Origin of the sequence: Paenimyroides baculatum (assembly GCF_008629655.1) — a bacterium.
Lineage (GTDB): Bacteria > Bacteroidota > Bacteroidia > Flavobacteriales > Flavobacteriaceae > Flavobacterium > Flavobacterium baculatum.
The window spans coordinates 25,253-37,378 of record NZ_VWSG01000014.1 but is presented as its reverse complement, the minus strand read 5'-3'; the positions used below and the strand labels follow the sequence as shown (position 1 = coordinate 37,378).

Genomic DNA, 12,126 nt, shown 5'->3' with positions numbered 1-12,126 from the left:
ATGTGGAAAAAAGCATTTCAGAAAATAGATAATTCTTCGTTGGTGGTTTTTCGGATTTTTTTCGGAATCATTTTTCTTGCCGAAGCCGTTGGTGCATTGGTATTAAAATGGGTCGATCGAAATTTTATCGATACTACGACCAATTTTACTTTTATCGGGTTTGAATGGTTACTGCATCTTCAAAACGAAACCATGTATGTGTTTTTTGGTTTAATGGCTGTGGCTTCTATCGGAGTTATGCTGGGTTATAAATACCGATTTTCGGTTATTGCACTGACGGTTTTGTGGAGTTTGGCATATTTCGGACAAAAAACATCGTACAACAATCATTATTATTTAATGTGGTTAATCGGCTTGATTATGTGCTTTTTGCCTGCAAATGCAAATGCTTCGATCGATGCTAAACAAAATCCGTCGATAAAAAAGAACTACATGCCACAATGGGTTCGGCTGGTTTTTATCATTCAGGTAAGTTGTGTGTATTTTTATGCAACGATCGCCAAGTTTTATCCCGATTGGTTAGACGGAACCGTTACACGAAATATGTTTATGGGAATGACGAATGTGCCTGAAAATGTGCAGATGTTGTTCAAAAAAACCGAATTTCAGTTGTTTATTGCGTACATGGGAATTGCTTTCGACGGATTGATTGTTCCGGCGTTGCTGTGGAAACGCACACGTTGGTTTGCAATTATCGCTTCATTGATTTTCCATATATTCAATTCTATAACCTTGCAAATTGGTGTATTTCCATACTTTGCATTGAGTTTTTGCGTGTTCTTTTTTCCGCCAAATCAAATTCGGAATTTCTTCTTTAGAAAAAGACCAAAAGAAGACTACAACGGCGAAACAACCGCAGATTACGGCACTATTTTCAAATACTTTTTTGTTCCGTATTTAATCCTGCAGATTTTACTGCCAATACGCCATTGGTTTATTAAAGGTGATGTGTTGTGGACCGAAGAAGCACACCGATTAAGCTGGAGAATGATGTTGCGATCGCGCACCGGAGAAGTGACTTTTAAAGTGATCGATAAAAAAACAAACCAACCTTTAGATTTTAATAATACGGAATTATTGAACGAAAAACAGCGTTCGCGTTTAAATTCGCCCGATGTAATTTGGCAAATGGCACATAAAATTAAAGATCATTTTAAGAGTCAGGGGAAAGACGTTGCTGTTTATGCCATGCGAAGCAGTATAAGTATCAATTCTAGACCAAGCAGTCCTTTAATTGATCCGGAAGTTGATTTAGCAGCCGAAGAATGGAGTCATTTTAAACACCATGATTGGGTTTTGGAAGAAAAGAATCGGAAAGTTCAGCCTGCGAAAACGAATTCAATTCAAAACCTGAAGAAGTTAAAACACCAAAAGTAAAATACTGAATCCAATCGCCTAAATTGATGTATAAGGCATTTGCATTGTTTTTCAAAGGAAGCGTCATTGGCAAATGTCGGTGCCCGAAAATAAAATAATCGGCAAAATGTTCGTTCACCTTTTTATTGGCGTATAAAATTAGCCATTCTTTTTCTTCACCTAAATATTTTGCATCGTCATCTCCCGAAATTAGTTTGTTTTTTACCGATAGATATTCCGCCAAACGAACACCAATATCGGGATGCAACCAACGAAACAGCCATTTTGAAAACGGATTGGTAAACACTTTTTTCATGCGTTTGTATCCTTTGTCGCCCGGACCCAAACCATCGCCATGACCAATAAAAACGGTTTTGTCGAATATTTTGAAAACTTTAGGTTCGTGAAAAACAGGAATATCCAATTCTTCTTCAAAATAATCTTCCATCCATAAATCGTGGTTTCCTACAAAAAAATAAATAGGCAGGCCGTTATCACGCATTTGGGCTAGTTTTCCCAGAATACGGACAAATCCTTTGGGAACAACCTTTTTATATTCAAACCAAAAATCAAACAAATCGCCCACGATAAACAATGCGCCTGCATCTTTCTCAATAGCGTTTAACCATTTTAAAAATAAGGCTTCGCGCGGAAGACTTTTTTCACGGGTAGGTGCTCCGAAATGATGATCGGACGTAAAATAAACTTTTTTATCTGCGGGGATTTCTAACGTAATCATGCTTACAAGTTATCAGAAGCAAACCATTCTGCGTACGAACTTTCGGTTTCTTGTAAACGCAAAGAAAATAACTTGATATTTTGCGGTAAGCGATTTTTAATTCGTTCGGCATAATCAATCACTAAATTTTCGCTTGTAGGCTGGTAATCAACCAAAATAACATGGTGTCCGCGTTGTTCCAATTCTTTAGCCAATTCTACGTGTGGTGTATTTTGGTTAAAAACAGTTGCATGATCAAACTGATCTACAACTTCTTCTTTAACAATGGCTTTTAAATCGGTAAAATCAATCACCATTCCGTATTTTACATGATTTTTATCGGTTATCGGCTGCCCAATAACGGTAACCGACAGTTTGTAGCTGTGTCCGTGAACATTTCTACATTTACCGTCGTAACCATAAAGTGCATGACCGGTTTCAAAAGTAAATTGTTTGGTGATTCTGATAAAACTCATGATACGAAAATTTTTAGCAAAATTAGTGATTTAAAATTTAATAGCTGATACTGCTTGGCTAAAAACCACAGATGCACAGATTACCTCAGAATTAAAAGAAAGCTATTCAGAATTTTGTACTGTCAAGCTGAACTTGATTCAGCTTCTCATCAAATATTTATAAAATTACTTTTGAGATCCTGAAACAAGTTTAGGATGACAAACTTTGAGCAAATTCTGAATAGCCTTTTATATTATTTCCCTTTAAAAGCGTTTAATGCATTCACAGTGAAATCAGATAAAACCAATTTACCCGAAATCGCAGCGCGTTCTTTTAAAAGTGTATCCCAATTTTCGGTTCCTTCCCATAAAACTTTTTTCATTTCGTATAAAGCTTCCGGATTATAGCTGCTTAAACGTGTAGCGAATTTTTGCAAAGCTTCGTCCATTTGTGTAGCATCATCAAACAATTGAGTGAATAATTTATTATCAAAAGCCCAATCGGCACTTTTCCAGTTTTCGGCATCAAGTGTCATTTCGGCTAAAGCAGGTTTTCCAATTTTTCGACTCACAGCAGGTTCAATCACAAACGGACCAATTCCAATGGCAAGTTCCGATAGTTTAATCGAAGCATTTTTGGTTGCAAACGTATAATCGCACGCAGCTGCCAATCCAACACCGCCGCCAACTGTTTTTCCTTGAATACGACCAATAATTATTTTGTTCGATTTTCTCATGGCATTAATAACATTGGCAAATCCGCTGAAAAATTGTCCGCCTTGTTCCAAATTACTCACTTGCAACAATTCATCAAACGATGCACCTGCACAAAAAGCCTTTTCGCCCGCACTTTTCAACACAATAACTCGAACTTCATTATTCGTATTTAAAGCGTTAATAGCATTTGTTAGTTCAGCCAGTTGCGAACTTGGGAACGAATTACTTGCCGGGTGAAAAAATTCTACAAAAGCAATAGTATCCTTAAAAGTAGTTGTAACGTATGATGTTGTTTCCATTTAAAAATTTAGTTTGTTAATACAAAGATAAACCATGTTGGCAATTTGTTATTTATTTTTGATAAATATGTACATTTGCAACGTTTTAAAAAGAAAAAAATGTTGAAATATTTCGTAACCCTAGTTTGTATTCCTTTCGCGGTAACTGCCCAGCAGGCAAATACGGTGTATTATGCAGCGCCATATCTACAAATTGAAGATGTTCATAAAAAAGCAACTGCCGACGGAAATGACTTTGGATACAATGTTTTGATTCACCCAGATTCAAAGTTTATTCACGAAGGTTTCTTTATGTGGGTTGATGATCAATGGTACGAAATTTTGAATACGAACGATCTTTTTAAACCGTATGCCGATTTTAAAACACTTTTTACGATATCAAAAGACAATAAAAATCCTTTAAAAATAAAAGATGTAAACGATGTGGTTTATCTGTTTCCGGTGGAAGCTTTAGATACTTACATTGTTTCGGCATCAGATTTTACCACGCTTTCAAAATCGATTCAAAAACGCGATTTAATCACGTATACAAAACCTGTTGAGGTTGTTGCAGAAAAAACTCCTATTGTTTTAGATGTAATCGACGTTGTGGAAGTTCCTAAAAAAGAAGTTCCGGCTGTTCCTGCAAAAGAAGAAATTACTGTTGCTACCGAATTACCTAAACTAAATACCAACGAACCGGTTTTGATTACCAGCGAAGATCCGCAATCTGTTTTGTTAGATGTGATTGAAGTTGTGGATGTGGTAAAAAGAGAAGAAGTTCCGTTTAATCTTACACAAAATACGGTTGTTGAAAATCAGTTTGAAGTTATAGAGGAAAAACCGAAAGTAGCAGAAGAAGTTCCTGTGAAAATATCGGCAACCAACACACCGATTATCGCCAAACCAAGCAACGATTACGAAATTGCCGTTAACGAAGGTTTTGATGGAACAGTAACCGAATGGATTGAAATGATCGATGCCAAAGGCGGTAAAACTGCTTACCAGCAAGCGGTTGATAAAGGTTATAAAGGCACAGAAGAAGAGTGGATGAAAATGCTTTGGGGACGCGAAGTAGATGTTGAAATTGCCAAACGCGATAAAACTACGGCAATTGTAACCGAGTGGATTCAGTCGTTGAAAACATCTAATGGAAGCTCGCCTTACGAAATGGCTTTGAAACATGGTTTTTACGGAACATTCACAGAATGGGTAGAATCTGTAATTGGAACCGATGGCGAAAAAGCATACGAACACGCACAGACAAAAGGTTTTGAAGGAACTTATAAAGAATGGATTGAACAACAATTGAACAATTCTAACAGAGAAGTGTTGCGAAAAGAACGTTTGTCTAAAACGCAGATGTTTGTTGCGCCAAACGTTTTAATGCCTTTAAATGCAGAGGTTGTAGAACCATTAACATTTAATTTGTTCGATTATTACAACCAATTTTATGGTTCGGCAATGATTACAAGTGCAGGCGATAGCAACAATGCGTTTGAAATTCTACCAACCGATTTGGAATATCAGATTACTTGGTTTGAAAAAGATAAAGTAAAAATTATAGAACTAACCAAAGATGGAATTTTAAAATACCAACCTTTAGAAGGTGTTTTGGATACAAATACCAAACTAAACGTACGTTATATTTTAAAGTAAAAGTTATCCTGCAAGGTTTCTTTAACCTTGTAGGTATATAAAAATCTATTGATTTTCTCGCATCGCCTTATAATAAGCCGCTCGGCTTAAAGGCTCGTATTCATTGGTTTCACCCAACATAACCAAATTGTCGTTAGCTGCTTTTCTAAAACTGTAATTGGCTAAATTTCCAGTGCGTGTGCAAACCGCGTGAACTTTGGTAACATATTCGGCAGTCGCCATTAAGGCAGGCATTGGTCCAAAAGGCTGTCCTTTAAAGTCCATATCTAAACCTGCAACAATCACTCGAATTCCGGCATTAGCCAGATCGTTGCAAACCGTAACAATTTCATCATCGAAAAACTGCGCTTCATCAATCCCGATTACATCACAGCCATCGGCTAAAATTCTAATGTTTGCAGCAGCTGGAACAGGTGTAGATCTAATTTCGTTTCCTTGGTGCGACACCACATTTTCGTCGTCGTAACGCGTATCAACCGCTGGCTTAAAAATCTCAACGCGCTGTTTGGCAAACTGTGCACGGCGCAACCTACGTATCAATTCTTCGGTTTTGCCAGAAAACATCGAGCCGCAGATCACTTCGATCCATCCAAATTTTTCTGTATGATTTACCGGATTTTCAAGAAACATTTTAGCAATTATAAGTTGTTTAAAACAGTTTTTTCTGTTACTTTGTATCCTGCAAATTTATCAAAAAATAAGTTGTAAAATTTAAAACCGTTAAAAGTTATGAAGAAAATCATTGAATCAGATTTAATAAGTATCGCCCACCGAATCTTGAAATTAAAAGATAAATCGGAAATTTCTTCTTTGTTGAAAGAAACCGAACTGCTGCATAACAAATTGGTTTTACTGCAGTTTTATGAAGATAACAAGTTTAGATTGGACCCGTCGATAACTCCTGAAAAATTATTGGAAGAAGTAAAACCGACAGAAGTTGTAGCCGAAGAACCTACAAGTGTTTTTTTAACGGAAGAAAAGAAAGACGATGTGGTAACTTTTGAGGAAGAATTAATTACACCAATTGAATTAACCGTTACGAACGCGGCGGATATTGATGCGGCACCACCGGTTGAAGCTTCGGTTGTGGAATTGGATGAGGTTGAAGAGGAAGCCGAATTGGAACTGGAAGTTAAAGAAGAAAACGTTGTAGAATTTACGCCATCGATCGAAGAAACCATAAAATCGGTTGAAGAAGTGGAAGAAGAAATAAAAATCGTTGAACAGTTAGATCCTGTGGAAGATGCAAAAGAAGCGGTTGAGCGTGCTACGTTAGAGATCGATCCGGTTTTTTCTATTCCGCATAACGAACTTTTCAATGCAAATAATTCCAACGAAAAAGAAGAAGATACTTTTAAAGGATCGCAACATTTTGTAACCAATCAGACAGCAGAGAAATCGGTAGAAAATTACCGTCAAATTCCTTTGAATAAATCGATAAACGATGCGTTTGCCAATAAAATTTCGATTGGTTTGAATGACAGAATTGCGTTTGAAAAGAACTTGTTTAACGGCAGCAGCGATGATTTAAACCGAGTAATTGCGCAGTTAAACACCATTGAAAGCTACGAAGAAGCAAAAGATTTTATAGACGATTTGGTTAAACCCGAATTTAACAACTGGAACGGAAAAGAAGATTTCGAAACCCGTTTTATGCAGTTGGTTGAAAAAAGATTTTTGTAGTAATAATTATCACAATAAACTGTCATTCCGACGAAGGAGGAATCTGTTTCATTTTTAATAGAGATTCTTCATTCCACTTCGTTTCATTCAGAATGATAAAATTACGTTTAAAAAGAAACTCAAAAAATGAGTAAATTATACATTGTGCCAACGCCCATTGGCAATTTAGAAGACATGACTTTTAGAGCTATTAAGGTTTTAAAGGAAGTCGATTTAATTTTGGCAGAAGACACACGCACCAGCAGCAAATTGCTAAAATATTTTGAAATTGGTACGCAAATGCACAGCCACCACATGCACAACGAACATCAAACGGTGGAACATACGGTACAGAAATTAAAAAACGGACAAACAATTGCCTTGATTTCAGATGCTGGAACACCCGCAATTTCCGATCCCGGATTTTTATTAACGCGTGCCTGTGTAGAAAACAATATTCCAGTAGAATGTTTGCCGGGAGCAACTGCTTTTGTACCTGCGTTGGTAAACAGCGGCTTGCCAAACGATAAATTTGTTTTCGAAGGATTTTTGCCCGATAAAAAAGGTCGTCAAACGCGTTTTTTAGCATTGGCAGAAGAAACCCGAACAATGATTTTGTATGTATCGCCACATAAACTGGTGAAAACATTGGTAGAATTTGAAACCTTTTTTGGTAAAGAACGCCAGGTTTCCGTATCGCGCGAGTTATCAAAACTACACGAAGAAACTGTACGCGGATCGGTAGAAGAAGTGTTGAAATATTTTGAAACCAAACCGCCAAAAGGCGAAATAGTTGTAATTGTAGCAGGTAAACAAAAAGAAAAAAAGAATAAAAATGAGTAGTCATTTAATTACCACAACCTGGAAAGGAAACATGCAGTTTGAATCGACCAATCCGGGCGGTTCGTTAATCATTGATGCTGCCGAAGAAGTAGGCGGAACAAACAACGGACTGCGTCCAAAGGCATTGATGTTATCTGCTTTAGCCGGCTGTTCGGGATTGGATGTTGCTTCGCTGATTAAAAAAATGCGTTTAGAAGTAACCGATTTCAATATTGTAACCCAAGGCTTTTTAACCGATACCGAACCACAGGTTTACGATAAAGTTACGGTTACCTACCATCTCTACGGAAGTAATTTAAACGAAGAAAAATTAAATCGTGCCGTAGAATTATCGGTTGAAAAATATTGTGGCGTTATGCACATGTTCCGCAGTTTTGCCGATGTAAAAATTGAAACGGTTTTTCATAAGATTTAAAAACAAAAGGAAGCTATTTGGCTTCCTTTTGTTTTATTAGTTACCGAATATTATTGAAAGGTTGCAAAGATTAGAAGCTACCATTCTGACCTTCCCCATTTTGGAGCTGAATCATATTTTCTTCGGGTAAATAAATACTTTTGTAACCTTGTTTTTTTAATTCTTTTATAAAACGTTTAAATATCAAATAGCTTCTTCCAGTATAAATTGATCCCTTGTTTTCTGACATGAAAATTTTTATTGATTCATTATCTACGGTTTTACTTTTACTATCTCTTTTTACCCAATCAAGATATATTTCGACAGTAGCTTTTATCAATGTTTGGGTTGTCTTATTTATTGAGTTATTAAATATTTTTGAAATAATCCATCCGAAAAAAGTAGCGAGCGGAATGAATATAGCTACAATTAAACTCCAAGCATCCCAAAAATTAGAGTTGTCAGGATTAAATAAAACGACAAATATTTTTTCAACCATGATTTTTAATAAAAAAATATAAACAAAATCAAATTTACAAAACGATCCTAGATAATTAAAGAACTATTGGATTCTATATAAATTAAAAGTCTGTATACTTTTTACAACGACAAAATCTCATCTTGCAAAAACCATAATATTAAAATAATTTTGTATTTTAAACGCACTTCATTTTTGGGGTGCTTTTACATTTTCATTTATGCGTTGGTCATTAAAACAAAATCCCGATTCTCAAATAATTCAGCATTTAAAAACCACTTTAAATGTAAGTCCGCTTGTGGTAAATTTGCTGGCACAGCGCGGTATTACTACGTTTAATCAGGCTAAAAAGTTTTTTCGACCAGAATTGGCAGATCTGTACAATCCGTATTTAATGAAAGATATGGATAAAGCCGTTGCGCGTATAGAAAAAGGCATTGAAGTCAACGAACGTATTTTGGTTTTTGGCGATTATGATGTAGACGGAACCACGGCAGTTGCGTTAATGGCGTCTTATCTGAAAAGTTTTTATCCCGATGTTGATACGTATATTCCCGACCGTTATGCAGAAGGTTACGGAATATCAAACCAAGGAATCGATTATGCCGAAGACAACGGAATTACACTGATTATTGCGTTAGATTGCGGTATAAAATCAATCGATAAAATAGAATACGCAAACCAAAAGGGAATCGATTTTGTAATCTGCGACCACCATTTACCTGGCGATGAGGTTCCAAATGCCGTTGCTGTTTTAGATCCCAAACAAAAAGACTGCAACTATCCGTTTAAAGAATTGTGCGGTTGCGGCGTGGGTTTTAAACTGATACAGGCTTTGGCGGTGAATCGCGGGGAAACCATCGAAGATTTAATTCCGTATTTAGATTTGGTAGCAACAGCCATTGCAGCCGATATTGTGCCCATTGTAGATGAAAACCGCATTCTGGCATATTACGGTTTGCAGATGATCAACAGCAATCCGCGACCGGGAATTTTGGCAATGAAAAAGCAGTTTGCCATTAAAGAATTCACGATTACCGATGTGGTTTTTAAAATTGCACCGCGAATAAATGCTGCCGGACGTATTAAACACGGAAATTATGCCGTTAGATTACTGACCGAATTTGATTTGGATGAAGCGATTGAATGTGCAAAAGAAATCGACGAGTTTAATATGAACCGACGAATTTTAGATCAGCAGATTACCGAAGAAGCATTAAATCAAATCACTCAAAACAACGAAGAAAATACGTTTTCATCGGTTGTTTATCACGAAAGCTGGCACAAAGGTGTCATTGGAATTGTGGCTTCCCGGTTGATTGAAACGTATTATCGTCCAACACTTGTTTTTACGAAAAGCGGTGATTATCTGGCAGCTTCGGCACGATCTGTTAAAGGGTTCGATGTGTATCAGGCATTAGAAAAATGTTCGGAACACATTATTCAGTTTGGCGGTCACATGTATGCAGCAGGTTTAACAATTAAAGATTCTGAATACGAAAATTTTAAATCGAAGTTTGAGGAAGTCGTGAAATCGACCATTTGTGAAGAACAGCAAACCGAAGAAATTGAAATTGATGCTGTAGTGAATTTTGATGATTTCGATGAAAAAACGCTTCGTATCTTAAAACAGTTCGAACCGCATGGTCCCGGAAATATGACGCCTGTTTTTTTTACACCCAATGTTTTTGATACCGGTAATGCGCAAACCATCGGTAAAAATAACGAGCATTTGCGTATGTTCGTTAAGCAGAATAATTCAAAACCGTTCCCGGCAATCGCTTTTAAAAAAGGAGATTTAATCAACATCACAAAAAATCTTAAACTAATGAATATGGTGTATTCGTTATCAGAAAATCAATGGAAAGATAAAGTAACCATACAACTTCAGGTGAAAGATTTTAATACGCAGTAATTTCATCTTAAACTATTCAAATTATTGCATATTTTTGCTACTGCAAATTTTTAATCTTAAAACAAATTTATCTATGAGAGTAGCTGTAGTTGGCGCAACCGGAATGGTTGGCGAGGTAATGCTGAATGTTTTGGCAGAACGTAATTTTCCTGTAACAGAATTAATTCCGGTAGCATCGGAAAAATCGGTTGGTAAGGAAATAGCTTTTAAGGATAAGAAGTATAAGGTGGTAAATTTGCAGACAGCCGTTGATATGAAACCCGATGTGGCGTTGTTTTCGGCAGGTGGAGAAACATCATTGGAATGGGCACCGAAATTTGCCGAAGTTGGTACAACCGTTGTAGATAATTCATCGGCTTGGCGAATGGATCCTACCAAAAAACTGATTGTTCCGGAAATTAATGCAAACGAATTAACCGCAACCGATAAAATCATCGCGAATCCAAACTGTTCAACCATTCAGTTGGTAATGGCATTGGCTCCGTTACATAAAGAATATACCATTAAACGTGTTGTTGTATCAACCTATCAATCTATTACGGGAACGGGCGTAAAAGCGGTTCAACAGTTAGAAAACGAATATAACGGTGTAAAAGGTGAAATGGCGTATCATTACCAGATTCACAGAAACGCAATTCCTCATTGCGATAGTTTCTTGGATAATGGTTACACCAAAGAAGAAATGAAACTGACCAACGAAACCAAAAAAATTATGGGCGACGATAGCATTAAGGTTACGGCTACAGCAGTTCGTATTCCGGTTGTTGGCGGACACAGTGAAGCAGTGAATATTGAGTTTGAAAACGATTTTGATTTAAACAAAGTTCGCGCTATATTGCAGAACACCCCGGGAATCATGGTTCAGGACAATACCGATACCAATACCTACCCAATGCCTTTGTACGCACAAAATAAGAACGAGGTTTTTGTTGGAAGAATTCGTAGAGATGAAAGCCAGGAAAATACAATAAACATGTGGATTGTTGCCGATAATTTACGAAAAGGTGCAGCAACCAACACCATACAAATTGCCGAATATTTATTAGCAAATAAATTAATTGGTTAAAATATGTTAATAGCATTCAAAAAACTCTTGATTCGTCAAGAGTTTTTTATATTTGCAGTTATATGAAATCAAACAAGCAAATAATTTCGTGGTTTTTTAGCATTTGCGTTCTTGTAACGTTAATGTTTCAATCTGCGCACAGTTATTCGCATTTGGTTTCCGATTTTTTACGTACAGATTCGCATCATGCCAATCATGATCAAATGGCAAACCATCATTCAGATGACTGTCAGATCTGTCACTTTACTTTTAGTCCGTTTACAGCTGTTACATCAGATGTAATCGTATTTTATTCTTCCATAACATACCCAAAATTAAACGTAACGCACCATACAAACTATGTAAACGCTTCGTTTGATTTTATCTCGCTTCGCGGTCCGCCGGTTTTTGTTTAAACTGTCAGATTTATCGATGAATTGATTGCTATTACGTCATTTTATCAAGCTGAATTTGATTAACTTCGTTCCGTTCGCAAGCTCGGGTCGGCTTCTCATAATTATTTTAAAATGAATAATGAGATTCCAGATCAAGTCTGGAATGACATAAAGTTCGTTTAGACAGACTTGTCCTTTTAATGACAGATTC

The 12,126-nt window shown here is 36.6% G+C and carries 13 protein-coding genes; 8 read left to right on the top strand and 5 right to left on the bottom strand.

Annotation, left to right across the window (positions count from 1 at the left end):
* A complete protein-coding gene (locus F0460_RS14415) occupies nucleotides 1-1,377 on the top strand; it encodes an HTTM domain-containing protein (protein WP_150014467.1) in 1,377 nt (458 codons plus the stop codon).
* Here F0460_RS14415 and F0460_RS14410 read toward each other — a convergent pair.
* The 3 genes from F0460_RS14410 to F0460_RS14400 form a co-directional block, all read right to left on the bottom strand.
* Nucleotides 1,277-2,095 carry a UDP-2,3-diacylglucosamine diphosphatase gene (locus tag F0460_RS14410; protein ID WP_150014465.1) on the bottom strand — a complete coding sequence of 273 codons (819 nt, stop codon included), beginning with the start codon at nucleotides 2,093-2,095 and terminating at the stop codon, nucleotides 1,277-1,279. The genes F0460_RS14415 and F0460_RS14410 overlap by 101 nt on opposite strands.
* 2 nt (nucleotides 2,096-2,097) lie before the next feature.
* Complete coding sequence (locus F0460_RS14405) at nucleotides 2,098-2,550, bottom strand: 6-pyruvoyl trahydropterin synthase family protein (RefSeq protein WP_150014463.1); 453 nt, start codon at nucleotides 2,548-2,550, stop codon at nucleotides 2,098-2,100.
* Nucleotides 2,551-2,783: 233 nt separating this feature from the next.
* The gene (locus F0460_RS14400; protein ID WP_150014461.1) at nucleotides 2,784-3,545 is read right to left on the bottom strand and encodes an enoyl-CoA hydratase/isomerase family protein; all 762 of its coding nucleotides are present in this window, start codon (nucleotides 3,543-3,545) and stop codon (nucleotides 2,784-2,786) included.
* A gap of 99 nt (nucleotides 3,546-3,644) precedes the next feature.
* Between F0460_RS14400 and F0460_RS14395 the strand changes: the two genes are divergently transcribed.
* Entirely contained in the window at nucleotides 3,645-5,183 is a 1,539-nt protein-coding gene (locus F0460_RS14395; protein ID WP_150014459.1) for a hypothetical protein, read from the top strand.
* A 45-nt stretch (nucleotides 5,184-5,228) separates the two neighbouring features.
* Here F0460_RS14395 and F0460_RS14390 read toward each other — a convergent pair whose 3' ends face one another.
* Nucleotides 5,229-5,813, bottom strand: a complete 585-nt coding sequence (locus F0460_RS14390) for a thymidine kinase (RefSeq protein ID WP_150014457.1) — start codon at nucleotides 5,811-5,813, stop codon at nucleotides 5,229-5,231.
* 99 nt (nucleotides 5,814-5,912) lie between these two features.
* On the opposite strand from F0460_RS14390, the gene F0460_RS14385 reads away from it, so the two are divergent.
* From F0460_RS14385 to F0460_RS14375, 3 genes are all read left to right on the top strand, one after another.
* Nucleotides 5,913-6,866 (top strand): hypothetical protein, encoded by a 954-nt coding sequence (locus tag F0460_RS14385; RefSeq protein WP_150014455.1) that lies wholly within the window; start codon nucleotides 5,913-5,915, stop codon nucleotides 6,864-6,866.
* A 126-nt stretch (nucleotides 6,867-6,992) separates the two neighbouring features.
* Nucleotides 6,993-7,688, top strand: coding sequence for a 16S rRNA (cytidine(1402)-2'-O)-methyltransferase (rsmI, locus tag F0460_RS14380; protein WP_150014453.1), 696 nt, complete (start codon nucleotides 6,993-6,995; stop codon nucleotides 7,686-7,688).
* Complete coding sequence (locus F0460_RS14375) at nucleotides 7,681-8,103, top strand: OsmC family protein (protein WP_150014451.1); 423 nt, start codon at nucleotides 7,681-7,683, stop codon at nucleotides 8,101-8,103. The genes rsmI and F0460_RS14375 overlap by 8 nt, the downstream gene beginning before the upstream one ends.
* Nucleotides 8,104-8,173: 70 nt before the next feature.
* Here F0460_RS14375 and F0460_RS14370 read toward each other — a convergent pair whose 3' ends face one another.
* Complete coding sequence (locus F0460_RS14370) at nucleotides 8,174-8,581, bottom strand: hypothetical protein (RefSeq protein WP_150014449.1); 408 nt, start codon at nucleotides 8,579-8,581, stop codon at nucleotides 8,174-8,176.
* 199 nt (nucleotides 8,582-8,780) lie between these two features.
* Between F0460_RS14370 and recJ the strand changes: the two genes are divergently transcribed.
* From recJ to F0460_RS14355, 3 genes are all read left to right on the top strand, one after another.
* The gene (gene recJ / locus F0460_RS14365; protein WP_150014447.1) at nucleotides 8,781-10,475 is read left to right on the top strand and encodes a single-stranded-DNA-specific exonuclease RecJ; all 1,695 of its coding nucleotides are present in this window, start codon (nucleotides 8,781-8,783) and stop codon (nucleotides 10,473-10,475) included.
* Between the two features lie 73 nt (nucleotides 10,476-10,548).
* The gene (locus F0460_RS14360) at nucleotides 10,549-11,541 is read left to right on the top strand and encodes an aspartate-semialdehyde dehydrogenase (RefSeq protein WP_150014445.1); all 993 of its coding nucleotides are present in this window, start codon (nucleotides 10,549-10,551) and stop codon (nucleotides 11,539-11,541) included.
* Between the two features lie 62 nt (nucleotides 11,542-11,603).
* Nucleotides 11,604-11,936 (top strand): hypothetical protein, encoded by a 333-nt coding sequence (locus tag F0460_RS14355; protein WP_150014443.1) that lies wholly within the window; start codon nucleotides 11,604-11,606, stop codon nucleotides 11,934-11,936.
* The last annotated feature ends 190 nt before the right edge of the window (nucleotides 11,937-12,126 follow it).